The 22,235-nt window shown below is 73.7% G+C and carries 27 protein-coding genes; 6 read left to right on the top strand and 21 right to left on the bottom strand.

Annotation, left to right across the window (positions count from 1 at the left end; all coding sequences use genetic code 11):
• Positions 1 to 2: 2 nt before the first annotated feature.
• From trpA to hisI, 9 genes are all read right to left on the bottom strand, one after another.
• Positions 3 to 818, bottom strand: a complete 816-nt coding sequence (gene trpA / locus AB0G32_RS09715) for a tryptophan synthase subunit alpha (RefSeq protein WP_361160705.1) — start codon at positions 816 to 818, stop codon at positions 3 to 5.
• Complete coding sequence (trpB, locus tag AB0G32_RS09710; protein WP_361160702.1) at positions 815 to 2,098, bottom strand: tryptophan synthase subunit beta; 1,284 nt, start codon at positions 2,096 to 2,098, stop codon at positions 815 to 817. The genes trpA and trpB overlap by 4 nt, the downstream gene beginning before the upstream one ends.
• A 56-nt stretch (positions 2,099 to 2,154) precedes the next feature.
• The gene (locus AB0G32_RS09705) at positions 2,155 to 2,379 is read right to left on the bottom strand and encodes a hypothetical protein (RefSeq protein ID WP_361160699.1); all 225 of its coding nucleotides are present in this window, start codon (positions 2,377 to 2,379) and stop codon (positions 2,155 to 2,157) included.
• Positions 2,380 to 2,401: 22 nt separating this feature from the next.
• Complete coding sequence (gene trpC / locus AB0G32_RS09700; protein WP_361160696.1) at positions 2,402 to 3,211, bottom strand: indole-3-glycerol phosphate synthase TrpC; 810 nt, start codon at positions 3,209 to 3,211, stop codon at positions 2,402 to 2,404.
• Positions 3,212 to 3,352: 141 nt separating this feature from the next.
• Complete coding sequence (locus tag AB0G32_RS09695; protein WP_361160693.1) at positions 3,353 to 3,808, bottom strand: DUF2752 domain-containing protein; 456 nt, start codon at positions 3,806 to 3,808, stop codon at positions 3,353 to 3,355.
• 116 nt (positions 3,809 to 3,924) lie between these two features.
• The gene (locus AB0G32_RS09690; protein WP_361160690.1) at positions 3,925 to 4,182 is read right to left on the bottom strand and encodes an HGxxPAAW family protein; all 258 of its coding nucleotides are present in this window, start codon (positions 4,180 to 4,182) and stop codon (positions 3,925 to 3,927) included.
• Between the two features lie 199 nt (positions 4,183 to 4,381).
• Positions 4,382 to 5,026 (bottom strand): TIGR02234 family membrane protein, encoded by a 645-nt coding sequence (locus AB0G32_RS09685; protein ID WP_361160687.1) that lies wholly within the window; start codon positions 5,024 to 5,026, stop codon positions 4,382 to 4,384.
• A 36-nt stretch (positions 5,027 to 5,062) separates the two neighbouring features.
• Complete coding sequence (locus AB0G32_RS09680) at positions 5,063 to 6,556, bottom strand: anthranilate synthase component I (RefSeq protein WP_361160684.1); 1,494 nt, start codon at positions 6,554 to 6,556, stop codon at positions 5,063 to 5,065.
• An 11-nt stretch (positions 6,557 to 6,567) separates the two neighbouring features.
• Positions 6,568 to 6,966 (bottom strand): phosphoribosyl-AMP cyclohydrolase, encoded by a 399-nt coding sequence (gene hisI / locus AB0G32_RS09675; RefSeq protein WP_361160681.1) that lies wholly within the window; start codon positions 6,964 to 6,966, stop codon positions 6,568 to 6,570.
• A gap of 82 nt (positions 6,967 to 7,048) precedes the next feature.
• Here hisI and AB0G32_RS09670 point away from each other — a divergent pair, with 82 nt between their 5' ends.
• The gene (locus AB0G32_RS09670) at positions 7,049 to 7,684 is read left to right on the top strand and encodes a TIGR03085 family metal-binding protein (protein WP_361160678.1); all 636 of its coding nucleotides are present in this window, start codon (positions 7,049 to 7,051) and stop codon (positions 7,682 to 7,684) included.
• A gap of 100 nt (positions 7,685 to 7,784) precedes the next feature.
• On the opposite strand, the gene hisF is transcribed toward AB0G32_RS09670, so the two are convergent.
• From hisF to hisD, 8 genes are read right to left on the bottom strand one after another with little or no spacing between them, the layout of a single operon-like run.
• Entirely contained in the window at positions 7,785 to 8,540 is a 756-nt protein-coding gene (gene hisF, locus AB0G32_RS09665) for an imidazole glycerol phosphate synthase subunit HisF (protein WP_361160675.1), read from the bottom strand.
• A complete protein-coding gene (locus AB0G32_RS09660) occupies positions 8,537 to 8,950 on the bottom strand; it encodes a RidA family protein (protein ID WP_361160672.1) in 414 nt (137 codons plus the stop codon). Before AB0G32_RS09660 ends, hisF begins: the two co-directional genes overlap by 4 nt.
• Entirely contained in the window at positions 8,947 to 9,672 is a 726-nt protein-coding gene (gene priA, locus AB0G32_RS09655; protein WP_361160669.1) for a bifunctional 1-(5-phosphoribosyl)-5-((5-phosphoribosylamino)methylideneamino)imidazole-4-carboxamide isomerase/phosphoribosylanthranilate isomerase PriA, read from the bottom strand. Before priA ends, AB0G32_RS09660 begins: the two co-directional genes overlap by 4 nt.
• 4 nt (positions 9,673 to 9,676) lie before the next feature.
• A complete protein-coding gene (gene hisH / locus AB0G32_RS09650) occupies positions 9,677 to 10,327 on the bottom strand; it encodes an imidazole glycerol phosphate synthase subunit HisH (protein WP_361160666.1) in 651 nt (216 codons plus the stop codon).
• On the bottom strand, positions 10,318 to 10,482 hold the full coding sequence (locus AB0G32_RS09645) for a hypothetical protein (protein ID WP_361160663.1): 165 nt from the start codon (positions 10,480 to 10,482) through the stop codon (positions 10,318 to 10,320). The genes hisH and AB0G32_RS09645 overlap by 10 nt, the downstream gene beginning before the upstream one ends.
• A complete protein-coding gene (gene hisB, locus AB0G32_RS09640; protein WP_215167901.1) occupies positions 10,479 to 11,072 on the bottom strand; it encodes an imidazoleglycerol-phosphate dehydratase HisB in 594 nt (197 codons plus the stop codon). The genes AB0G32_RS09645 and hisB overlap by 4 nt, the downstream gene beginning before the upstream one ends.
• Positions 11,069 to 12,181, bottom strand: coding sequence for a histidinol-phosphate transaminase (locus AB0G32_RS09635; protein WP_361160659.1), 1,113 nt, complete (start codon positions 12,179 to 12,181; stop codon positions 11,069 to 11,071). The genes hisB and AB0G32_RS09635 overlap by 4 nt, the downstream gene beginning before the upstream one ends.
• Positions 12,178 to 13,503 carry a histidinol dehydrogenase gene (gene hisD, locus AB0G32_RS09630; RefSeq protein ID WP_361160656.1) on the bottom strand — a complete coding sequence of 442 codons (1,326 nt, stop codon included), beginning with the start codon at positions 13,501 to 13,503 and terminating at the stop codon, positions 12,178 to 12,180. Before hisD ends, AB0G32_RS09635 begins: the two co-directional genes overlap by 4 nt.
• 189 nt (positions 13,504 to 13,692) lie before the next feature.
• Between hisD and AB0G32_RS09625 the strand changes: the two genes are divergently transcribed.
• The 4 genes from AB0G32_RS09625 to ybaK all read left to right on the top strand — a co-directional run bounded on the left by AB0G32_RS09625 (position 13,693) and on the right by ybaK (position 17,727).
• The gene (locus AB0G32_RS09625; RefSeq protein ID WP_361160653.1) at positions 13,693 to 15,273 is read left to right on the top strand and encodes an oxidoreductase; all 1,581 of its coding nucleotides are present in this window, start codon (positions 13,693 to 13,695) and stop codon (positions 15,271 to 15,273) included.
• A 123-nt stretch (positions 15,274 to 15,396) separates the two neighbouring features.
• Positions 15,397 to 16,449, top strand: coding sequence for a hypothetical protein (locus AB0G32_RS09620; protein ID WP_361160650.1), 1,053 nt, complete (start codon positions 15,397 to 15,399; stop codon positions 16,447 to 16,449).
• A gap of 11 nt (positions 16,450 to 16,460) precedes the next feature.
• Entirely contained in the window at positions 16,461 to 17,201 is a 741-nt protein-coding gene (locus tag AB0G32_RS09615) for an LON peptidase substrate-binding domain-containing protein (protein ID WP_361160647.1), read from the top strand.
• 25 nt (positions 17,202 to 17,226) lie between these two features.
• Positions 17,227 to 17,727, top strand: coding sequence for a Cys-tRNA(Pro) deacylase (gene ybaK / locus AB0G32_RS09610; RefSeq protein ID WP_361160644.1), 501 nt, complete (start codon positions 17,227 to 17,229; stop codon positions 17,725 to 17,727).
• A gap of 153 nt (positions 17,728 to 17,880) precedes the next feature.
• Here the strand turns inward: ybaK and AB0G32_RS09605 are convergent, their stop codons facing one another.
• The 4 genes from AB0G32_RS09605 to AB0G32_RS09590 form a co-directional block, all read right to left on the bottom strand.
• Entirely contained in the window at positions 17,881 to 18,531 is a 651-nt protein-coding gene (locus tag AB0G32_RS09605) for an AAA family ATPase (protein ID WP_361160641.1), read from the bottom strand.
• Positions 18,532 to 18,565: 34 nt separating this feature from the next.
• The gene (locus AB0G32_RS09600; protein ID WP_361161138.1) at positions 18,566 to 19,387 is read right to left on the bottom strand and encodes an ABC transporter permease; all 822 of its coding nucleotides are present in this window, start codon (positions 19,385 to 19,387) and stop codon (positions 18,566 to 18,568) included.
• 107 nt (positions 19,388 to 19,494) lie between these two features.
• Positions 19,495 to 20,469 (bottom strand): ABC transporter ATP-binding protein, encoded by a 975-nt coding sequence (locus AB0G32_RS09595; protein ID WP_361160638.1) that lies wholly within the window; start codon positions 20,467 to 20,469, stop codon positions 19,495 to 19,497.
• A gap of 120 nt (positions 20,470 to 20,589) precedes the next feature.
• Entirely contained in the window at positions 20,590 to 21,810 is a 1,221-nt protein-coding gene (locus tag AB0G32_RS09590; RefSeq protein ID WP_361160636.1) for an NYN domain-containing protein, read from the bottom strand.
• Between the two features lie 150 nt (positions 21,811 to 21,960).
• On the opposite strand from AB0G32_RS09590, the gene AB0G32_RS09585 reads away from it, so the two are divergent.
• Entirely contained in the window at positions 21,961 to 22,203 is a 243-nt protein-coding gene (locus AB0G32_RS09585) for a hypothetical protein (protein ID WP_361160633.1), read from the top strand.
• Positions 22,204 to 22,235 lie beyond the last annotated feature (32 nt).

Here is a 22,235-nt window from a genome sequence, read left to right as displayed (position 1 = left end):
AGTTACGCGTGCCCGCGCACGCCCTGCGCGAGGTCGCCGGCGAGGGCGCGCACGCCTGCGAGGCCGGCCGCGTGGTCGGGGGCGTCCAGCATCCGCTTGACGAAGGCGGAGCCGACGATCACGCCGTCGGCGAACCGGGCCACCTCGGCGGCCTGCGCGGCGTTGGAGACGCCCAGGCCGACACAGACCGGGGTGCCGGTGGTGGCGCGGGTGCGCCGGACCAGGTCCGCGGCCTGCGCGCCGACCGACTCGCGGGTGCCGGTGACGCCCATCAGGGAGGCGGCGTAGACGAAGCCGGTACCGGCCTCGGTGATCTCGGCGAGCCGCTCGTCCCTGCTGCTGGGCGCGACCACGAAGACGGTGGCGAGCCCGTGCTTGCGGGCGTGCTCCTGCCACAGCGCCGACTCCTGGACCGGCAGGTCGGGCAGGATGCACCCGGCGCCGCCCGCCTCGGCCAGCTCGGCGGTGAACCGCTCGACGCCGTAGCGGTCGACCGGGTTCCAGTACGTCATGACGAGGATCGGCTTGCCGGTGGCCCGGTACGCCTCGCGGACCGTGCGCAGTACGTCGGCGATCCTGACGCCGCCGCGCAGGGCGATGTCGTCGGCGGTCTGGATGACCGGGCCGTCCAGCACCGGGTCGCTGTGCGGCAGGCCGACCTCGACCACGTCGGCGCCGCCGTCGATGACGGCCTTGACCGCCTCGATGCCGCCGGCCACGGTCGGGAATCCGGCCGGGAGGTAGGCGATGAGGGCGGCCCGGCCCTCGGCCCTGGCGGCGGCGAGGGTGTCGTCCAGCAGGTGCAGGTTGCCGCTCACTTGGCGTCCCCCTCGATCTCGGCGGTGCCGGAAGCGTCCTTCGCGACCTCGGCGTCGGTGTCGTAGAGCCCGAAGTAGCGGGCGGCGGTGTCCATGTCCTTGTCGCCGCGGCCGGACAGGTTGACGACGATCAGCCCGTCCGGGCCGAGCTCCCGGCCGACCTCCAGGGCACCGGCCAGGGCGTGCGCGGACTCGATGGCCGGGATGATGCCCTCGGTGCGCGACAGCAGGCGCAGCGCCCGCATGGCGGCGTCGTCGGTGACCGCGCGGTACTCGGCGCGGCCGGAGTCCTTGAGGTAGCTGTGCTCGGGGCCGATGCCGGGGTAGTCCAGGCCGGCGGAGATGGAGTACGGCTCGGTGATCTGGCCCTCGTCGTCCTGGAGGACGTAGGAGCGGGAGCCGTGCAGGATGCCGGGCTCGCCGGCGGAGAGGGTGGCCGCGTGCTCGCCGGTCTCGATGCCGTGTCCGGCGGGCTCGCAGCCGATCAGGCGGACGCCGGTGTCGGGGATGAAGGCGTGGAACAGGCCGATGGCGTTGGAGCCGCCGCCGACGCAGGCGATCGCGGCGTCGGGCAGCCGGCCGGCCTGGTCCAGGAGCTGGCGGCGGGCCTCGACGCCGATCACCCGGTGGAAGTCGCGGACCATCGCCGGGAAGGGGTGCGGCCCCGCGACCGTGCCGAAGAGGTAGTGGGTGCGGTCGACGTTGGCGACCCAGTCGCGGAACGCCTCGTTGATGGCGTCCTTCAGGGTGCGGCTGCCCGACTTCACGGCGATGACCTCGGCGCCGAGCATGCGCATCCGGGCCACGTTGAGCGCCTGGCGCCGGGTGTCGATCTCGCCCATGTAGATGGTGCAGTCGAGACCGAAGAGCGCGCAGGCGGTGGCGGTCGCGACACCGTGCTGGCCGGCGCCGGTCTCCGCGATGACCCGGGTCTTGCCCATCCGCTTGGTGAGCAGGGCCTGGCCCAGCACGTTGTTGATCTTGTGGGAGCCGGTGTGGTTCAGGTCCTCGCGCTTGAGGAAGACGCGGGCGCCGCCCGCGTGCTCCGCGAAGCGGGGCACTTCGGTTAGGGACGACGGGCGGCCCGTGTAGTGGACGAGGAGGTCGTCCAGCTCGCGGGCGAACTCGGGGTCGTGCTTGGCCTTGTCGTACTCGACGGCGACCTCGTCGACGGCGGCGACGAGGGCCTCCGGGATGAACTTGCCGCCGAACGCGCCGAAGTAGCCTTCGGCGCTCGGGACCTGACCCTCGGGGTCGGGGATGAAGAAGTTGCTGGGCATGCGGAAACCTCACGGTGAGTGTTCGAAAGACACGATTCGCCGTGGGGGCGGGGTGGTCAGGCGCGTGCGGGCCCGTCGGGGCTGGTCGCGCAGTTCCCCGCGCCCCTTCGGGGGCGCCGCGGCCATCGCATGCCGTTCACCTGACCCGGCTCGTCGCCGATCACGTAGCGCACCCGGCGGCCGTGGACGCGCCGCGCGGGGGCGCGGCAGCCGCGGGGCCGGCAGCCGCGCGCGAGGCGGGCGTACGGGTCCCGGGGGGCCAGGGCGATCGAGAGGGTCATCGGAAACCAGCCTACCGGGAGGTCAGCCGCGGCCGTGCCGGATGGCCGGGTGTTCGCCGGCCGCCACCAGGTCGGCCACCGCGGTCTTCGGGTCGCGGCCGGTGACCAGGGATTCGCCGACCAGGACGGCGTCGGCGCCCTCGTTGGCGTAGGCGATCAGGTCGTGCGGGCCGCGGACGCCGGACTCGGCGACCTTGATCAGGCCCTCCGGGATCTCGGGGGCGACCCGTTCGAAGGTGCCGCGGTCGACCTTGAGGGTCTTCAGGTTGCGCGCGTTGACCCCGATGACCTTGGCGCCGGCCTCGACCGCGCGGTCCACCTCGTCCTCGTCGTGGACCTCGACCAGCGGGGTGAGACCGATGGACTCGGCGCGCTCGATCAGCGACTCCAGGGCCGGCTGGTCCAGGGCGGCGACGATCAGCAGCGCGAGGTCGGCGCCGTACGCGCGGGCCTCCCACAGCTGGTAGGAGGTGACGATGAAGTCCTTGCGCAGCACCGGGATGTCCACCCGGGCCCGGACCGCCTCCAGGTCGGCCAGCGAGCCGCCGAAGCGGCGCTGCTCGGTGAGGACCGAGATGACGGCGGCGCCGCCCGCCTCGTAGTCGGCGGCGAGGGCGGCGGGGTCGGCGATGGCGGCCAGCGCGCCCTTGGACGGGCTGGAGCGCTTGACCTCGCAGATGACCTTGACACCGTCGCCCTTGAGCGCGGCGGCGCCGTCCTTGGCGGCGGGGGCCTTGGCGGCGCGCTCCTTGAGCTCGTCGAGGCTGACCCGAGCCTGCCGCTCCGCGAGGTCGGCACGGACTCCGTCGATGATCTCGTCGAGCACACTCACGCGAGCGGTCCCCTTCCAGTTCCGGGCGGTTCGGTTCTCGGTACGGCTTCGCTTCGATGGTATCCGCAGGAGGGCGGCGGTCTCGCATCCGGTTGACGCCGCGCTGCCCACCGGGCCGGTCCCGTGGTGGTCAAGTGGTGCTCAGGGGTGCAGCCAGCCGCCGAACGGCAGGTTCCGGACCAGGGTGAAGACCAGCAGCGATCCGCCCAGCGTCCACAGGTGGACGGGGCCCAGGTCGAGGCGCGCGGGGCGGCCGCGGACCGCGCGGACCACCCAGACGGTCCACAGGGCGGCCAGGGCCAGATAGCCGACCACCGCCAGGGCGTTGGCCTGGAGCGCCGCCGGCAGGTCGCCGTGGATGAACGCGTGGGCACTGCGCAGGCCGCCGCAGCCGGGGCAGTAGACGCCGGTGAAGCGCAGCAGCGGGCAGACCGGGTAGTGGCCGGGTTCGTTGGGGTCGACGGTCCCGACGTAGCCGAAGGCCGCGGCGACGGCGGCGAGCGCGGCGGCCGGCGCGGCCAGCCGGGCGGCCCGGGCGGTGCCGCGGGCGGGCGGCTGCGGCAGGTCGTGCGGCGGGTCCCGGCGGTCGGCGTCCATGTCCCGCATTGTGCCCCCTGGGCGGGCGTGCGGGGCGGTCCCGGGACGTGCGTGAGGGGCGGCTCCGGCACTCGGGTGCCGGCCGCCCCTCGGCCGTGTGGTGCGCGCGGGCCCGGTCAGGCCTTGATGCCGGCCGGCTGCCGCTGCCCCGGCTCGGTGGTCTTGTGCACCGGGTGGGTGTCCTTCGGCTGGCCCATGCCCATCATGCGCATGATCCCGCCGACGACGGCGCCGAGGAGGGTGATCACCATGCCGACCCAGAAGCCCACCGGCTGGGCCATCACCATGAAGACGCCCGCGACGCAGAACCCGATGAAGGCGATGATGACACCGGTCCAGGCGGCCGGGGTGTGGCCGTGGCTGCTGTCCGACATTGCTGGCTCCTCGTTGCTGTGTACGTGTCGCTGCTGTGTACGTGCTTGAGCTGGACGCTCCCGCTCATTCTCCCGCACGCGCGCGTGCGGTGTGCGGTGGGGTGCGCAACGCGGGTGGGACGCGCGGGTCCGCGGGGCCGGGTGCGGCGGGGCACGAGTGCCCACGCGCGCGCGGCGGTAATCGCGCCCGCGCGGCGGCTCAGGCGCCGGTCGGGTCCTCGCCGCGGTCCAGGGCCTTCCAGAGTTCCTCGGGGCGGTCCGGGTCCGCCGCCCTGGCGGGGCGGCGCGGGCGGGGGGCGCCGGAGCGTTCGTAGCGGCCGGACATGGCGGGCCACTGGCGGCCGTAGCGCAGCGCGAGCAGTCCGGCCAGCAGGAGCAGCACACCGCCCGCCGCCGCGACGTAGGGCCAGGCGGTGTGGCCGAGGGCGTGCACGGTGGCCGAGGTGGCGCCGGCCGCCTGCGCGGCCTGGTCGTCGAGGGCGGCGCTGTCCGAGGCGCCGGTCACGGCGGCGACGATGGTGCCCACGCCGCACAGCGCGAGCAGCGCGGCGACCGCGTACCGGCCGGCGCGGCGGACGGCGAACACGGCGACCAGCGCGGCCAGGCCCACTATGGCGAGCGCCGCGGGCACGCCCGTGACGTCGCTGCCCTGGGCGGTCAGCGGGAAGTCGCCGCCGGCCACCGTCGCGGTGCCGTGGGACCACTCCTGGCGGGTGGCCAGCAGGGCGACGGCCGCGCCCAGCGCGCCGCTCAGCAGCGCGAGGGCGAGGCTGTGGCGGCCGGACCGGGCGGGCCCGGCGGCTTCGGTACGGGGGGAAGGAACAGCAGCAGTCACGTACTCCACTATCGCCTGAACCCCGGGCAATCGGTCACCCGGGGTTCACGTGAGCCTCGTCCCTTCCGCGAGCCGGCCCGCGGTGTGCACCGCGCGGAGCACCGCCGCCGCCTTGTTGCGGCACTCGGTGTCCTCAGCGACCGGGTCGGAGTCGGCGACGATCCCGGCGCCCGCCTGGACGTAGGCGGTGCCGTCGCGCAGCAGGGCGGTGCGGATGGCGATGGCGGTGTCGGAGTCGCCGGCGAAGTCGAGGTAGCCGACGCAGCCGCCGTACAGGCCGCGCCGGGCGGGTTCGAGTTCGTCGATGATCTGGAGGGCGCGCGGCTTGGGGGCGCCGGAGAGGGTGCCGGCCGGGAAGCAGGCGGTGAGCACGTCGAAGGCGGTGCGGCCGGCGGCGACCTGTCCGGTGACCGTGGAGACGATGTGCATGACGTGCGAGTAGCGCTCCACCGACATGAAGTCGACGACCTCGACGGAGCCCGGTTCGCAGACCCGGCCCAGGTCGTTGCGGCCGAGGTCGACGAGCATGAGATGCTCGGCGCGCTCCTTGGGGTCGGCGAGCAGCTCGTCGGCGAGGGCCTGGTCCTCCTGCGGGGTGGCGCCGCGGTGCCGGGTGCCGGCGATGGGGTGCAGCAGCGCGCGGCCGTCCTCGACCTTGACCAGTGCCTCCGGGGACGAGCCGACCACGTCGAAGCCGTCGAAGCGGAACAGGTACATGTACGGGGAGGGGTTGGTGGCCCGCAGCACCCGGTAGACGTCCAGGGCGCTCGCGGTGCACGGCGTCTCGAAGCGCTGGGAGGGGACGACCTGGAAAGCCTCCCCGGCCCGGATGCGCTCCTTGATGTCCTCGACCGCCCGCTGGAAGTCGGGGCCGCCCCAGCGGGCGGTGTACTCGGGCAGCTCGGAGGGCGGCAGCGCGGCGGGCGGCTGGGCCACCGGGCGGGACAGGTCGGCCTCCATCGCGTCCAGCCGGGCGACCGCGTCGGCGTACGCCTCGTCGACGCCGGTGGCCAGGTCGTTGTGGTTGATCGCGTTGGCGATCAGTACGACCGTGCCCTCCCAGTGGTCCATCACGGCGAGGTCGCTGGTCAGCAGCATGGTCAGCTCGGGGAGCCGAAGGTCGTCGCGCTCCCCCGGGCCGACCTTCTCCAGGCGGCGGACGATGTCGTAGCCGAGGTAGCCGACCATGCCGCCGGTGAACGGCGGCAGGCCGTCCTGGCGGGGGGTGTGCAGGGTCTCGACGGTGGCGCGCAGCGCGGCGAGCGGGTCGCCCTCGACCGGGACGCCGACCGGCGGGGTGCCGATCCAGTGGGTGCGGCCGTCCCGCTCGGTCAGGGTGGCGGCGCTGCGCACGCCGACGAAGGAGTACCGGGACCAGGACCGTCCGTTCTCCGCCGACTCCAGCAGGAAGGTGCCGGGGCGTTCGGCGGCGAGCTTGCGGTACAGCGCGACCGGGGTGTCGCCGTCGGCGAGGAGCTTGCGGGTGACCGGGATGACCCGTCGGTCGGCGGCCAGCTTGCGGAACGTGTCGAGGTCCATGGCGGCAGACCTTACTGATCTCCGGCCGGGGTGCCGGGATCGGTGTCCTTCAGGAGCACGTCGGCGTCGAAGCAGGTGCGGGCACCGGTGTGGCAGGCGGCGCCGACCTGGTCGACCTTGACCAGCACGGTGTCGGCGTCGCAGTCCAGGGCGACCGACTTCACCCACTGGACGTGCCCGGAGGTGTCGCCCTTGACCCAGTACTCGCGCCGGCTGCGCGACCAGTAGGTGCACCGGCCGGTGGTCAGTGTGCGGTGCAGCGCCTCGTCGTCCATCCAGCCGAGCATCAGCACCTCACCGGTGTCGTACTGCTGGGCGATGGCGGGCAGCAGACCGTCGGAACCGCGCTTGAGGCGGGCGGCGAGTTCCGGGTCGAGTGCGCTGGGCGGGACGGGGGGCGTGCTGGTCATGCCGACCATTGTGCCGCGTACCGAACGGACCGCCCGGCGCCGTCCACTGTGCGGACCCGGGGCGGAGCCGTAGGCTGGCCCCATGTCGACTTTCGCCAAGCGTGAACGCCTTCTGCTGGCCGACCTGTTGGAGACGGCGGGCCCGGACGCCGCCACCCTGTGCGAGGGCTGGCGCACCCGTGATCTCGCCGCGCACCTGGTGGTGCGCGAGCGGCGGCCGGACGCCGTGGGCGGTGCGGTGATCAAGCCGCTGGCGTCCCGGCTGGAGCGGGTGATGGAGGAGTACGCCGCGAAGCCCTACGAGGAGCTGCTCCAGCTCCTGCGCACCGGCCCGCCGCGCTTCTCGCCGTTCGCCGTCAAGCAGCTCGACGAGGCGGCGAACACGGTGGAGTTCTACGTCCACACCGAGGACGTCCGCCGCGCGCAGCCCGACTGGACGCCGCGGGAGCTGGACCCGGTCTTCCAGGACGCCCTGTGGTCCCGGCTGGAGCGCACCGCCCGGCTGCTGGGCCGCGGTGTGCCGACCGGGCTGGTGCTGCGCCGCCCGGACGGGCAGACGGCGGTCGCGCACCGGGGTACGCCGGTGGTGACGGTCACCGGCGAGCCGTCCGAGTTGCTGCTGTTCGCCTTCGGGCGGCAGAGCGCGGCGACGGTGGAGCTGGAGGGCGAGAAGGACGCGATCGCCCGCGTGCACGAGACCAAGAGGCTCGGCCTCTGACACCTCCGTGCGCGGTTCCCCGCGCCCTGGAAGGACGTGCGGTGAACGCGCCTCCAGGGGCGCGGGGAACCGCGCGACCGGCCACGACGCACCCGCACCGCTACCGAACCGCGTGCCCCGCCTCCCGCAGCGTCTCCTTCACCTCGCCGATCCGCAGATCGCCGAAGTGGAACACGGACGCGGCCAGCACCGCGTCCGCCCCGGCCGCGACGGCCGGCGGGAAGTCGGCCAGCCGGCCCGCCCCGCCGGAGGCGATGACCGGCACGGTGACGTGCTCCCGCACCGCCGCGATCATCTCCAGGTCGTACCCGTCCTTCGTGCCGTCCGCGTCCATGCTGTTCAGCAGGATCTCCCCGGCGCCCAGCTCGGCCGCCCGGTGCGCCCACTCGACGGCGTCGATGCCGGTGCCCTTGCGGCCGCCGTGGGTGGTGACCTCGAAGGTGCCGGCCGCGGTGCGGCGGGCGTCCACGGACAGCACCAGCACCTGCCGGCCGAACCGCTCGGCGATCTCCCGGATCAGCTCGGGCCGGGCGATGGCGGCGGTGTTGACTCCGACCTTGTCGGCACCGGCCCGCAGCAGCTTGTCGACGTCCTCGGCGGTGCGCACGCCGCCGCCGACGGTGAGCGGGATGAACACCTGCTCGGCGGTGCGCCGCACCACGTCGTAGGTCGTCTCCCGGTTGCCCGAGGACGCGGTGATGTCCAGGAAGGTCAGCTCGTCGGCGCCCTCGGCGTCGTAGACCTTGGCCATCTCGACCGGGTCGCCCGCGTCGCGCAGGTTCTGGAAGTTGACGCCCTTGACGACCCGGCCGTTGTCCACGTCCAGGCAGGGGATGACTCGGACCGCCAGGGTCATGACTGAAGTTCCTCCGGTGTGCCTCTGAATGCTTCCACTTCCACCGACACCAGGACCCGGGAGTCGATGAAGCCCTGCACGACCAGCAGGGTCGTGACCGGGCGTACCGCGTCGAAGAGCTCCTTGTGGGCCCGGCCCACCGCGTCGACGTCCCGGGCGTGCGCGAGGTAGACGCGGGTGCGGATCACGGACTCGACGCCCAGCCCGTAGGCGGCGATCGCCTCCAGGGCGCTGGTGAAGGCGACCTTGGCCTGTTCGTAGGGGTCGCCCTCGCCGTAGACCACGTCGCCCTTGAACGCGGTGGTGCCCGCGACCAGCACGCGGTCGCCCGCCGCGACGGCGCGTGAGAAACCGAAGGACTCTTCCCAGACGCTTCCGCTCTGCACACGCCGTACGGCTTCGGATGTCATAGCGACACAGCCTCCAGGGCCTCTTCCAGGGTGAACGCCTTCGCGTACAGGGCCTTCCCGACGATGGCGCCCTCGACACCGAGCGGGACCAGGGAGGCGAGCGCGCGCAGGTCGGCCAGGGACGACACACCGCCGGACGCGACCACCGGCCGGTCGGTGGCGGCGCAGACGTTCTTCAGCAGCTCCAGGTTGGGGCCCTGCAGGGTGCCGTCCTTGGCGATGTCGGTGACGACGTACCGGGCGCAGCCCTCCTGGTCGAGGCGGGCCAGCGTCTCGTAGAGGTCGCCGCCGTCGCGGGTCCAGCCCCGGCCGCGCAGGGTGGTGCCGCGGACGTCGAGACCGACGGCGATCTGGTCGCCGTGCTCGGCGATGACCTTGGCGACCCACTCGGGGGTCTCCAGCGCGGCGGTGCCCAGGTTGACGCGCTTGCAGCCGGTGGCGAGGGCGGCGGCGAGGGTGTCGTCGTCGCGGATGCCGCCGGACAGCTCGACCTTGATGTCCATGGCCGCGGCGACCTCGGCGATCAGCGCCCGGTTGTCGCCGGTGCCGAAGGCGGCGTCCAGGTCGACCAGGTGCAGCCACTCGGCGCCGGAGTTCTGCCAGGCGAGAGCGGCCTCCAGCGGGGAGCCGTAGGACGTCTCGGTGCCGGACTCGCCGTGCACGAGGCGGACGGCCTGGCCGTCGCGGACGTCGACGGCGGGGAGGAGTTCGAGCTTGGCCATGTCGCTACAGGGTTCCGATCCAGTTGGTGAGGAGCTGGGCGCCGGCGTCGCCGGACTTCTCGGGGTGGAACTGGGTGGCCCACAGCGCGCCGTTCTCCACGGCGGCCACGAACGGCTTGCCGTGCGTGGACCAGGTGACCTTGGGGGCGGTCAGCGCGGGGTTGTGCACCTCGAGGGTCCAGTCGTGGACGGCGTAGGAGTGCACGAAGTAGAAGCGGGCGGCCGCGTCCAGGCCGGCGAAGAGCCGGGAGCCCTCGGGGGCCTCGACGGTGTTCCAGCCCATGTGCGGGACGACGTCGGCCTGGAGCGGGCCGACCGTGCCGGGCCACTCGTCCAGGCCCTCCGCCTCGACGCCGTGCTCGATGCCGCGGGCGAAGAGGATCTGCATGCCGACGCAGATGCCCAGCACGGGGCGGCCGCCGGCCAGCCGCCGGTCGACGATCCAGTCGCCGCGCGCCGCCTTGAGGCCCTGCATGCAGGCGGCGAACGCGCCGACGCCGGGGACCAGCAGACCGTCGGCGTTCATCGCGGTGTCGAAGTCACGGGTGATCTCGACGTCGGCGCCGGCGCGGGCGAGGGCGCGCTCGGCCGACCGCACGTTGCCGAAGCCGTAGTCGAAGACCACGACCTTTTTCACGGGGGCGCTCAATTCCACACCTCCAGTCGCAGGATGCCCGCGAGCAGGCACATCGCGGCGCCGATGGAGAGCAGCACGATCAGGCTCTTGGGCATCTGCTGCTTGGCGAACGAGATGATCCCGCCGATCAGGAAGAGGCCGACGATGATCAGTACGGTCGAGGTGCCGTTCACAGCGCGCCCTTCGTGGAGGGCAGGATGCCGGCCGCGCGCGGGTCGCGCTCCGAGGCGTAGCGCAGGGCGCGGGCGAGCGCCTTGAACTGGCACTCCACGATGTGGTGCGCGTTGCGTCCGTAGGGCACGTGGACGTGCAGGGCGACCTGGGCCTGGGCGACGAAGGACTCCAGGATGTGCCGGGTCATGGTGACGTCGTACTCGCCGATCATCGGCGCCATGGTCTCGGGCTCGGTGTGCACCAGGTAGGGGCGGCCGGAGAGGTCGACGGTGACCTGGGCGAGGGACTCGTCCAGCGGCACGGTGCAGTTGCCGAACCGGTAGATCCCCACCTTGTCGCCGAGCGCCTGCTTGAAGGCGGCGCCCAGCGCGAGGGCGGTGTCCTCGATGGTGTGGTGCGAGTCGATGTGCAGGTCGCCCTCGGTCTTCACGGTCAGGTCGAACAGACCGTGCCGGCCGAGCTGGTCGAGCATGTGGTCGTAGAAGCCGACGCCGGTGGCGATGTCGGTCTTGCCGGTGCCGTCGAGGTCGATCTCGACCAGGACCGAGGTCTCCTTGGTCACGCGTTCCACGCGTCCTACGCGGCTCATGCCGTCTGCTCCTTCTTGAGTTCACGTACCGCGTCGAGGAACGCGTCGTTCTCGGCCGGGGTCCCGGCGGTGACCCGCAGCCACCCCGGTACGCCGTTGTCCCGGACCAGGACGCCCCGGTCGAGGATCTGCCGCCAGACCGCGTGGGCGTCGTCGAAGCGTCCGAACTGGACGAAGTTCGCGTCCGATTCGGTCACCTCGTAGCCGATGGCGAGCAGTTCGGAAACCAGCCGGTCCCGTTCGGTCTTGAGCTGCTCGACGTACTTCAGCAGCGTGCCGGTGTGCTCCAGGGCGGCCAGCGCGGTCGCCTGGGTGACGGCGGAGAGGTGGTACGGCAGCCGGACCAGCTGGACGGCGTCGACCACGGCCGGGTCGGCGGCGAGGTAGCCGAGGCGCAGTCCGGCCGCGCCGAACGCCTTGGACATGGTCCGCGAGACCACCAGGTGCGGGCGGCCGTCGAGCAGCGACAGCAGCGAGTCGCCGTGGCTGAACTCGATGTACGCCTCATCCAGGACCACCATGGACGGCTGCGCCGCCTGCGCCGCGTCGTACAGGGCGCGGACCGTCTCCGGGGGGACGGCGGTACCGGTGGGGTTGTTGGGGGTGGTGATGAAGACGACGTCGGGCCGGTGCTCGGCGATGGCCCGTTCGGCCGCCGCCAGGTCGATGGTGAAGTCGGCGTTGCGGGGACCGGAGATCCAGCCGGTGCCGGTGCCGCGCGCGATCAGGCCGTGCATCGAGTACGACGGCTCGAAGCCGATGGCGGTGCGGCCGGGGCCGCCGAAGGTCTGCAGCAGCTGCTGGATGACCTCGTTGGAGCCGTTGGCCGCCCAGACGTTCGCGACGCCGACGCGGTGGCCGGTGGTGTCGGTGAGGTACTCGGCGAGCCGCGTGCGCAGCTCGACCGCGTCCCGGTCGGGGTAGCGGTTGAGGTGCCGGGCGGCCTCGCGGACCCGCTCGGTGATGCGGTCGACCAGCTCCTCGGGGAGCGGGTACGGGTTCTCGTTGGTGTTCAGCCGTACCGGGACGTCCAGCTGGGGCGCGCCGTAGGGGGACTTGCCGCGCAGCTCGTCCCGTACGGGGAGATCGTCGATGCGGATGTCGCTCACTTGCCCTCGGGAACCTTCCAGTCGAACCTCGCCTTGATCGCCGCGCCGTGCGCGGGCAGGTCCTCCGCCTCCGCCAGCGTCACCACGTGGTGGGCGACCTCGGCCAGCGCGTCGCGCGTGTAGTCGACGATGTGGATGCCGCGCAGGAAGGACTGCACGGACAGGCCGGAGGAGTGGCAGGCGCAGCCGCCGGTGGGCAGGACGTGGTTGGACCCGGCGGCGTAGTCGCCGAGCGAGACGGGCGCCCAGGGGCCGATGAAGACCGCGCCCGCGTTGCGTACCCGGCCGGCCACCTCGGTGGCGTCGGCGGTCTGGATCTCCAGGTGCTCGGCGCCGTAGGCGTCGACGACCTTCAGGCCCGCGGCGATGTCGTCGACCAGGACGATCGCGGACTGCTCGCCCTTGAGGGCGGGCACGATCCGGTCCTCGACGTGCTTGGTGGCGGCGACCTGCGGCTGGAGCTCCCGCTCCACCGCGTCGGCCAGTTCGGCGGAGTCGGTGACCAGGACGGCGGCGGCCAGCGGGTCGTGCTCGGCCTGGCTGATCAGGTCGGCGGCGACGTGCACCGGGTCGGCGCCGGCGTCGGCGAGGACGGCGATCTCGGTGGGCCCGGCCTCGGCGTCGATGCCGATCTTCCCGGTGAAGTAGCGCTTGGCGGCGGCCACCCAGATGTTGCCGGGGCCGGTCACCATGTTCGCGGGCGGGCAGGACTCGGTGCCGTACGCGAACATCGCGACGGCGGTGGCGCCGCCGGCCGCGTACACCTCGTCGACGCCGAGCAGGGCACAGGCGGCGAGGATGGTGGGGTGCGGCAGCCCGCCGAATTCGGCCTGGGCGGGGGAAGCGAGCGCGATCGACGGGACGCCGGCCTCCTGGGCGGGCACCACGTTCATGATCACCGAGGACGGGTAGACCGAACGCCCGCCGGGCGCGTACAGCCCCACCCGGTCGACCGGGACCCACTTCTCGGTGACCGTGCCGCCGGGCACCACCTGGGTGGTGTGCGCGGTGCGGCGCTGCGCGCGGTGGACCAGGCGGGCGCGGCGGATGGACTCCTCCAGGGCCGCGCGCACGGCGGGGTCCAGCTCGTCGAGGGCCTGCTCCAGGGCCGCCGCGGGCACCCGCACCCGCTCCAGCCGCACGCCGTCGAACCGCTCGGCGAAGTCGATCAGCGCCGCGTCACCCCGATGATGCACGTCCTCGCAGATGGGCCGCACCTTGTCCAGGGCGGCCGCGACGTCGAAGTCGGCACGGGGCAGCAGGTCGCGCAGGGCGGAACCCTCGGGGAGGGCGTCGCCGCGCAGATCGATTCGGGAGATCACGCGACCAATTCTCGCAGACCCGCGTCGGCACCGGTTCGCGCATTCCACTCACTGATACGGGGCCGGGATGACCGAGCGTGAGATTCTCAACTTCGTCGTCACCAAGAGTGTTCGGCACCTCACTCTGCGGGCATGAACGGTTGTACGGCGGTAACAACCCGTCATCAGCAGGGGAGGAAGTGAAACGTCGTGACCGAAGTGGCAGAACTCCGCGCCGCGGAGCTGCCCGACGACCTGACCGCGGCCGAGGCCGGCATGTGGCAGGCGTTCCGCAACGGCACCATGTACGACCTGAGCAGCGGCGACGCGGCCGAGGACGACCCGCACGGCACGCTGCCCTGGGGCCCCGAGCGCACCGTGCGGGCCCGTGTCGTGTGCTGGCTGCTGCTGGACGGGCCGCCCGCGCTGGCCGGCCGGGTCTCCGCGCTGAAGCTGGCCGGCGTGCGGATCAGCGGCGCGATGGACCTCGCGGGCGGCACCGTGGTGTCCTTCGTCGAGCTGCGCCGCTGCCGGTTCGAGCGGGAGGTCCTGCTGCCGGAGACGCGCTTCTCGACGCTGCGGCTGGTGGACTGCGCGGTGCCCCGGCTGGAGGCGGCCCGGCTGCAGACCGAGGGCGACCTGCATCTGCCGCGCTGCCGGTTCTCCGGCGGGGTGCGGCTGACCGACGCCCAGATAGGCACCGACCTGCTGCTCAACCAGGCGGTGGTGCACCAGGACCGCAGCGGCCGGTCCATCGCCGGGGACGGTCTGACCGTCGGCCAGGACCTCCAGGCGGACATGCTGGAGTCGCACGGCGAGCTGCGGCTGCGCAGCGCCCAGATCGGCGTCTCGCTGAGCCTGCGCGGCGCCCGCCTGTTCAACCCGCGGGCCCGGTTCGCGCTGAACGCCCCGCAGCTGACCGTGGAACGCTCGCTGTACCTGACCCCGGGCAGCCTCGGCAATCCGCTGTTCATGGGCACCACCCCGGCGGAGGGGACGCGGATCCAGCGGTTCGAGTGCCGGGGCGGCATCCGGCTGGACGACGGACGGTTCGGTGACGCGGTCGACTTCGAGCAGGCCCACGTCGTCCTCAGCGAGGACGACCAGGAGCTGTCGCTGCGCCGGGTGCAGGCGTCCGAGCTGCGCTTCCTCGGGGAGCGGCCGGCGCTGGGCCGGGTGGTGCTGTCGGGCGCCCGGGTGGTCAACCTGATCGACCGGGCGGACAGCTGGCCCGGCCCCGGCCGGCTGCACATGAGCGGCTTCACCTACGAGAACCTGGTGCCGCGCGGCCCGTTCCCGCTGGCCGAGCGGCTGGCCTGGGTGACCGCCGCGACCGCCGAGTACAACCCGGAGCCGTACGAGCTGCTCGCGGCCGTGCTCAAGGCCGGCGGCGAGGAGGAGGAGGCACGCGAGGTGCTGCTCGCCAAGCAGCGCCGGCGCCGCGAGGGCCTGCCGGTCGGCACCAAGCTGTGGGGCTACGCCCAGGACTGGACCGTCGGCTACGGCTACCGCCCGGGGCGGGCGGCGGTGTGGCTGGCGGTGCTGTGGGCGGCCGGCTCACTGGCGTTCTCGTACGCCGAGCTGGCGCCGCTCAAGGGCGGTGAGCATCCGGCCTGGAACCCCGCGCTCTTCGCGCTGGACCTGCTGGTGCCCGTCATCGACCTGGGCCAGGTGAACTACTGGCGGCTGACCGGCGGCTGGCAGTGGCTGGCGGCGGTGCTGATCCTGCTGGGCTGGGTGCTGGCCACGACGGTGGCGGCGGGCGCGACCCGGACACTGCGCCGGAACTGACGCCCCCGATGCGCCGCCGCAATGCGAGAAACCTTCACCTTTTACCGTGCCTTTGCCACCGTCCGTACAACTTTCCGCAGGTTCGGTGAACCCTCTGGCGCGGCCCCGACCTGCGGACTTTCAATGGTCGACACCATGGCCCGTCTACGCGCGTTCCTCCGCACGACTCGGCTGCGAGGCACTCTCCCCCGCCCGCCCGCCGGGTCCTTCGACGGCTGCTTCGACGACTGCTCGGACGACGACGTACTCCTCGACGCGCCCGACCACCGGCTGGCCCCCGCGCTGGTCGCCGCCGCGCACGGCGCGCACGAACCCGCCGCCGCGCTGCTGGCCGACACCCGTGCCCGGGAGCGCTGGGAGCACCGCGACCGGTACACGTCCCGGCTGGCCGCCTTCGCCCGCTCGCGCCCCGAGTGGCTGCGGGCCTGGCACGCCGCCGACCCCGAGGACCCGGACGGCCGGCTGGTCACGGTGCGGCTGGCCCTCGACCGGTGCTGGGAGTCCCCGGACCGCGCGGAGACGCTGCGGCAGATCACCCCGATGGTCACGGAAGCCGCCGCGAACAGCGGCCGGGACCCGGTGCCCTGGCGGATCGCGCTGGACTCGGCCCGGGGGCGGCGCGCCGGGCACGCCGAGTTCGAGCGGCTGTGGGCCGAGGCGGTACGCCGCGACCCGCACCACTACGGCTGCCATCTCGCGGCGCTGCGGTACCTGGCCGCCGCCTCGCCCGGCGCCCACCGCGAGTGCCTGGACTTCGCCGAGACGGCCGCCCGGGACGCCCCCGAGGGCTCCGCGCTGCGGGCGCTGCCGCTGCGGGCGGCCTTCCGGTGCCTGACCCGGGGCGGCGCGGGCGCGGTGGACCGGGCGCGCCTGCACACGGCCGCCGATCTGGCCCTCGCGCTGTCGGCGGCCCAGCCGGCGGCCGACCCCTGGCCGGCCGAGCTGCGCAACCTCCTCGCCTACGTCCTGGTCCGACTGGAGCGCCGGCCGGAGGCCCTGGAGCAACTGCGGCTGACCGGCCCGTACGCCACCTCCTTCCCGTGGGACCGGGAGGCGGACGACCCGCTCGGCCGGTTCCTCCAGGTGCGCGACGGCGTCCGCGCGGCGGTGGCCGCCGAGGTCCCGGTGCGGGGCTGCGGCGGGCGCGGTTCCCCCGCCGGTCGCGGCGCGCATTAGGCTTCCGTGTCGTGACCACCGTCCGGCTTCCGCTCTTCCCCCTGAACTCGGTGCTGTTCCCGGGGCTGGTGCTTCCGCTCAACGTGTTCGAGGAGCGCTATCGCGCCATGATGCGCGAGCTGCTGAAGACCCCCGACGAGGAGCCGCGCCGGTTCGCCGTCGTGGCGATCCGGGACGGCCACGAGGTGGCGCCGAGCCTGCCGGGGCTGCCCGATCCGACGGCGGTGCCCGAGCGCGGGGCCGCCGCGGGGTTCGGCCCCGATCCCGTCAAGGCGCTGCACAAGGTCGGCTGCGTGGCGGACGCCGCGACGATCCGGGAGCGGCCCGGCGGCACCTTCGAGGTGCTGGCGACCGGCACCACCCGGGTGCGGCTGCTCTCCGTGGACACCTCGGGGCCGTTCCTGACCGCCGAGCTGGAGCACCTCGACGAGGAGCCCGGCGACGAGGCGGGCGCGCTGGCCGAGGGGGTGCTGCGGGCGTTCCGCCAGTACCAGAAGCGGCTGGCCGGGGCGCGCGAGCGGTCCCTGACCACCGGCGCCGACCTGCCGGACGAGCCCGGCGTGGTGTCCTACCTGGTGGCCGCCGCGATGATGCTGGACACGCCGACCAAGCAGCGGCTGCTCCAGGCGCCGGACACCGCGTCCCGGCTGCGCGACGAGCTGAAACTGCTGCGCACCGAGACGGCCGTCATCCGTACCCTGCCGTCACTGCCCGCGGCGGAGCTGACGCGCGGCCCGACCAGTCTCAACTGACGGTATCGACGAGGAACTGCCGACGATGGCGAAGAAGGCGAAGAAGCAGCAGCCGGGGGGAACGCCGGCGACGGTGGCCCTGACGGCGGCGGACGTGCCGTACACGGTGCACTCCTACGACCACGACCCCGCCCATCCGTCCTACGGCGAGGAGGCGGCCGAGGCGATGGGGGTCCCGCCGGAGCGGGTGTTCAAGACGCTGGTGGCGGACGTCGACGGGGCGCTGACCGTCGCGGTGGTCCCGGTCGCGGGCAAGCTGGACCTGAAGGCGCTGGCCGCGGCGGTGGGCGGCAAGCGCTCCGCGATGGCCGACCCGGCCCTCGCGGAGCGCACCACGGGCTATGTCCGGGGCGGCATCTCCCCGCTCGGCCAGCGCAAGCGGCTGCGCACCGTGCTGGACGACTCGGCCACCGCCCACCCCACGATCTGCGTCTCGGCGGGCCGCCGCGGCCTGGAGATCGAACTCGCCCCCGCCGATCTGACCCGCCTCACCGACGCGGTGCTGGCCCCGATCGGCCGCGCCTGACCCCTCGACGAGAGCCCCCTGCTGCGTTAAGCAGAGGGGGCATGTCGAAGAGGACCCGCAAACGCAGGTGGCGCGTCAGGAAGCGCCGGGCGAACCATGGCCGCCGCCCGGCTTGAGAACCCAACCACGACGCACCCGCACCCGGAAACGACGCTAGGGGACTTCGTACGGCTCCGGATCCCGCGGCCCGAACAACGCCGTGAGCCCCAGGTGCACCAGCAGCCCGGCCAGCGGCCAGGCCAGCAGCGCCCCCTTGGCCCCGAGCTTCAGCGGCGCCGAGAACGTCTCCCCCTTGCCCGCCTCCCGGGCGTGCGCGAGCACGTCCTGGGTCGGCCCGAGCCACACCCCGACCCGCCACGCCAGCAGCGCGCCCAGCAGTCCGCCGACGCCGAGCGCCACGACCAGCGGTACGCCGCCCCGCCGCCGCAGCAGGAACACGACCAGCGCGCTGACCAGGCCGAAGGCCAGCGCCAGCAGCGTGAACGTGCCGTCCACCCCGGCCGCCTGCTCGCCCTCGGAGTCCTTGAGGTAGACCACCCAGCTCTTGTCCACCACGTCGCCGACCAGCGGCACGCTCGGCGCCAGCCACCACCACAGCACGCCGAGCAGCGCCCCGGACACCGCCACCACCACCGTGATCACAGCGGCCTGCCGTACCTCGGCCTTCAGGCCCGGTCCGTCCGGTTCGACCGGGGCGCCGTACCCGGGGTGCGTCAGGTGCGCGCCGGCCGGCGCCGGCTGTCCCTGGTGCGACGCGGACGAGTGTTCGTGGGGTGGCGGCGGAGGAGTCAGCGGTGCGGTCACCCTGCCATCGTGCCAGGCCCGGCTGTGCGCCGCGTCACCGGACGGCCGCCCGGCGGTACGCCCAGGTGGCGATGGCCAGCGAGACCACTCCGACCGCCCCGCACACCGCGAGGTCGGCGAGCACCAGGGCCCAGTCCGGATGCGCCGCGAACGTCCGTGCGAACGCTTCGACGCCGTACGTGGACGGCAGCAGGTCCCGGGCGAACCGCACCGCCTGCGGCAGCCGGTCGGCGGGCAGCACCCCGAGCAGCAGGGCCGCCGACATGCCGAGCTGGCCGAGGAGCGTGGCCAGTTCCGGCCGGGGCGCGAGCAGGCCCAGGGCCGCGCCCAGCCCGGCCAGCGCGGCACCGGCCAGCGGGATCACCGCGATCAGTACCCACAGGTGGGTGAGCGGCAGGCCGAACAGCAGGCAGCCGAACACGGCCGTGACCACGGTCCCCGGCACGGTGAAGGAGGCGTACGCGCCCGCCGCGCCGAGCACCACCGCGGCCGGCGGCACCGGGAGGGTGGCGTAGTGGTCGAGGCCGCCGCTGCCGCGCAGCTGGCCGAAGTACTGGGCCAGCAGGTTGAGCGCGACGAACGCCACCACCAGCACCGCCGAGCCGGCCACCACGGCCTGCGCCTCGTCGCCGCCGTCCACCACCCCGCGCATCAGGATCATGATGCCGACGGACTGGAAGGTGGCCACGAACAGCAGTGGGATGCGTGCGACCCGGGCCCGCGACAGCTGCGCCCGGTAGACGGCCGCCAGGGCGGGCCACAGCCGCGCCCGCGGGCCCAGCTCGGCCGCGGGCCCGGTCGTCTCGTCGGCGGCCAGCAGACCGCCCGGCAGGGCATCGGCGGGTACGACACTCACGTCGCGCTGCTCCTCTTCGCTCCGGCGGGCGTCCTGTTCGGTGGGTACGGACCCGGCGGCCGGTGTGCTCAACGCCGCCGGCTCCCGCACCCCGGTCGTCCTGGTGTTCACGCCCTCACCAGCCCCTGCCGGGCGGCGCCGCCCAGCGCCAGGTACACGTCCTCCAGGCTGGGCGTGGCCAGCGTGAAGTCGTCCAGCGCGGCGAAGGCGGCACCGCCGGTGACGGTGGCGACGACCGCGCGGGCCTCCTCGGGCGCCAGGCGCAGCGTCCAGCGGCGGCCCGACTCGGTGATGCGGTCGCGCAGCGCGGCCACCTCGGGCACGTGCAGCGGCGCGGCGTCGCGCCACACCAGGTCGACCCGGACCTCGCCGGCCACCTGCTCCTTCAGGCCGGCCGGTGAGTCGCAGGCGATGACCCGGCCGCGGTCCAGCACCGCCACCCGGTCCAGCACCGTCTCGGCCTCGATGACGTTGTGGGTGACCAGCAGCACGGTGGTGCCGTGCTCGGCGCGGCGCCGGTCGACGGCGGCCCAGACGGCCCGGCGGGCCACCGGGTCCATGCCGGTGGTCGGTTCGTCCAGGACCAGCAGCGGCCGCTCCCCGACCAGCGCGGTGGCGAAGCAGGCGAGGCGCCGCTGGCCGCCGGAGAGTTTCTTGAGCGGGCGGCCGGCGATCGGTGTGAGACCGAGTTCGTCGAGGACGTCGTCCCGCTCGGCCCGCGCCCGCCGTACCTCCAGGCCGCGCAGCCGGGCGGTGGTCTCGGCGGCGAGCGAGACCGTCAGCTCGTCCAGGGCGGTGGACTCCTGCCCGAGGTAGGCGAGGATGCGCGCGGCCCGCTCCGGGTGCCGGACGATGTCGTGGCCGAGGATGCGCACGGTGCCGGAGTCGGGCCGCATCAGCCCGGTCAGCTGCCGTACCAGGGTGGACTTGCCGGCTCCGTTCGGCCCGAGCAGGCCGAAGATCTCGCCGCGCGCGATGTCCAGCGTCACGTCGTCGGTGGCCCGGACCTCGGGGGTGGCCGGGGTGCCGCGCCGGCCGCGCAGCGCCGGATAGGTCTTGGTCAGCCCCCGCACCACGCACACGGCATCGCCACCGGGTCGAAGTGCCTGTGCCGCGCGCGTACTCACAAGGGACGAGACTAAGGGGTCCGCACCCCCGGGCCACGCCCGGGTCGGCCCACAGGGCCCGGTCCGACCGGGCTGTCACTCTCCCGCGGGGCTGTGCTCCACCGCCGTACGCACCCCGATCTCACGCCAGAAACCGGCCCGGATCGCGTACCGGTCGTGCTCGTCGATCTGGTCGTCCTTGTGCGCCAGCAGCCCGAAGCGGGCCGCGTAGCGCAGCAGCTCGCCGTCGACCCGGTGCGGGACCCGGGGGTACATGCCGGACAGCTTCTGGAGGTGGGCGGCCTGGTCGCCGAGGCGCTCCACCCACCGGCGGGCGAACACCTGTCCGACCTCGTAGGGGTCGCCGCCGACCGTGGTGATGTCCTCCTCGCGGTCGGCCCAGCGCTGTTCGGCGGTGGTGAGCTGGGCCAGCGTCGGCATGGAGGCGGCCTCGGGCGGCTCGGCGGCCGGCCGGTCGACCCAGCCCTTGTCGGAGGACCAGCGCAGGGTGGCGTTGGCGGGCGGCTGGGCGGGCCCCGGGCCGGGGGCACGCAGGGCGGCCAGGTCCTTGGGGGTGGGGACGCCCCTGGCGGCGGGGCCGCGGTCCTCGGTGCCGTTGCGGGCGGCGGTGCCGGGCGGGGCGGGGTGCGGGCGCTCCTCGGCGGGCCGCTCGGCCGCGGCGGCCAGCGCCGACTCGGGCAGCGGCGCGGAGAGGATCGCGGCGATCTCCGGGCGGGGCACCGGCGGCGGCGCGCACACCCCGGTCAGTTCCTTGGGGCGGACCGCCTTGGTGATCCAGGCGCGGTCCAGGACCCGGCGCTCGTCGGCCTCGGCGACCAGGTCCTCGGACTGGTTGTAGTCGCCGTCGGCGGCCTGCACGGCCCACAGGTGGACGGCTACGCCGTGCTCCTTGGCGGCCATCATGCCGGGCAGCAGGTCGCCGTCGCCGGTGACCAGGACCACGTCGGAACAGGCGCGGTTGCGGGCCAGTTCGGTCAGTTCGGCGTGCATGGCGGCGTCCACGCCCTTCTGCGCCCAGCGGCCGTCGCTGCGGGTCAGCGCGCCGAGCCGGACGGTGACCCGGGGCATCACGCGCAGCCTGCGGTGCTCGGGCTGCGGGACGCGGTCCGGGGCGCCGTCGAACCAGTAGATGCGCAGCAGGGGCTGTTCGGTGTCGGCCTGGGCGCGTTCGCGCAGTCCCTGGATGAGGGCGGCGTGATCGACGGTGATGCGGGAACGGGAGGGTTCCCCGGCGAGGAGACTGGCGGCGGCCCCCAGCAGATACCCGGCGTCCACCAGGACGATGCAGCGGTCCACGCTTTCCACCCTCTTTCCGGGAGGTTTGCTTCGGGCTTGCTTCGAGTCTGCCCGACCGCGCGGGGGTTAACGGTCGGAACTCGATCTTCGGCGTGGCGTTTGCGGCTCGGGACCCCCGATGAACCCTGTCACGGACGGTAATTGTCCAACATGCGTTCTTTATCGGCCTATGTGAATCTGGTCGCGGCCCTGGCCCCTAAATTCCCCGATGGAGGCACCGTCATGGCCAAGAACAAGAACAACCGTGACCGTAAGCAGCAGTCCCCGTCCGAGCGTACGCAGCAGGCGGACCGGCCCGCCGCGCAGTCCCGGGACGAGCAGCTCGCCCCGCCGCTGGCGAACACCGACTCCGCGGTCCGCGGCAAGCGGCAGAAGCGCTTCGGTCACAACTGACGTACGCGCGGCGCTGAATAAGCACCGAGGGG

Source organism: Streptomyces sp. NPDC023723, assembly GCF_040639815.1.
In the GTDB taxonomy this organism is placed as follows: Bacteria; Actinomycetota; Actinomycetes; order Streptomycetales; family Streptomycetaceae; genus Streptomyces.
The sequence above is the reverse complement of the archived record's forward strand: the minus strand, read 5'-3'. Positions and strand labels throughout refer to the sequence as shown.

What these genes read in the sequence shown, in the direction of transcription:
- trpB (WP_361160702.1), bottom strand. Translation starts at nt 2,098, where the DNA reads ATGCCCAGCAACTTCTTCATCCCCGACCCCGAGGGTCAGGTCCCGAGC.
- AB0G32_RS09705 (WP_361160699.1), bottom strand. Translation starts at nt 2,379, where the DNA reads ATGACCCTCTCGATCGCCCTGGCCCCCCGGGACCCGTACGCCCGCCTC.
- AB0G32_RS09695 (WP_361160693.1), bottom strand. Translation starts at nt 3,808, where the DNA reads ATGGACGCCGACCGCCGGGACCCGCCGCACGACCTGCCGCAGCCGCCC.
- AB0G32_RS09690 (WP_361160690.1), bottom strand. Translation starts at nt 4,182, where the DNA reads ATGTCGGACAGCAGCCACGGCCACACCCCGGCCGCCTGGACCGGTGTC.
- AB0G32_RS09680 (WP_361160684.1), bottom strand. Translation starts at nt 6,556, where the DNA reads ATGGACCTCGACACGTTCCGCAAGCTGGCCGCCGACCGACGGGTCATC.
- hisI (WP_361160681.1), bottom strand. Translation starts at nt 6,966, where the DNA reads ATGACCAGCACGCCCCCCGTCCCGCCCAGCGCACTCGACCCGGAACTC.
- AB0G32_RS09670 (WP_361160678.1), top strand. Translation starts at nt 7,049, where the DNA reads ATGTCGACTTTCGCCAAGCGTGAACGCCTTCTGCTGGCCGACCTGTTG.
- hisF (WP_361160675.1), bottom strand. Translation starts at nt 8,540, where the DNA reads ATGACCCTGGCGGTCCGAGTCATCCCCTGCCTGGACGTGGACAACGGC.
- AB0G32_RS09660 (WP_361160672.1), bottom strand. Translation starts at nt 8,950, where the DNA reads ATGACATCCGAAGCCGTACGGCGTGTGCAGAGCGGAAGCGTCTGGGAA.
- priA (WP_361160669.1), bottom strand. Translation starts at nt 9,672, where the DNA reads ATGGCCAAGCTCGAACTCCTCCCCGCCGTCGACGTCCGCGACGGCCAG.
- hisB (WP_215167901.1), bottom strand. Translation starts at nt 11,072, where the DNA reads ATGAGCCGCGTAGGACGCGTGGAACGCGTGACCAAGGAGACCTCGGTC.
- AB0G32_RS09620 (WP_361160650.1), top strand. Translation starts at nt 15,397, where the DNA reads ATGGTCGACACCATGGCCCGTCTACGCGCGTTCCTCCGCACGACTCGG.
- ybaK (WP_361160644.1), top strand. Translation starts at nt 17,227, where the DNA reads ATGGCGAAGAAGGCGAAGAAGCAGCAGCCGGGGGGAACGCCGGCGACG.
- AB0G32_RS09585 (WP_361160633.1), top strand. Translation starts at nt 21,961, where the DNA reads ATGCGTTCTTTATCGGCCTATGTGAATCTGGTCGCGGCCCTGGCCCCT.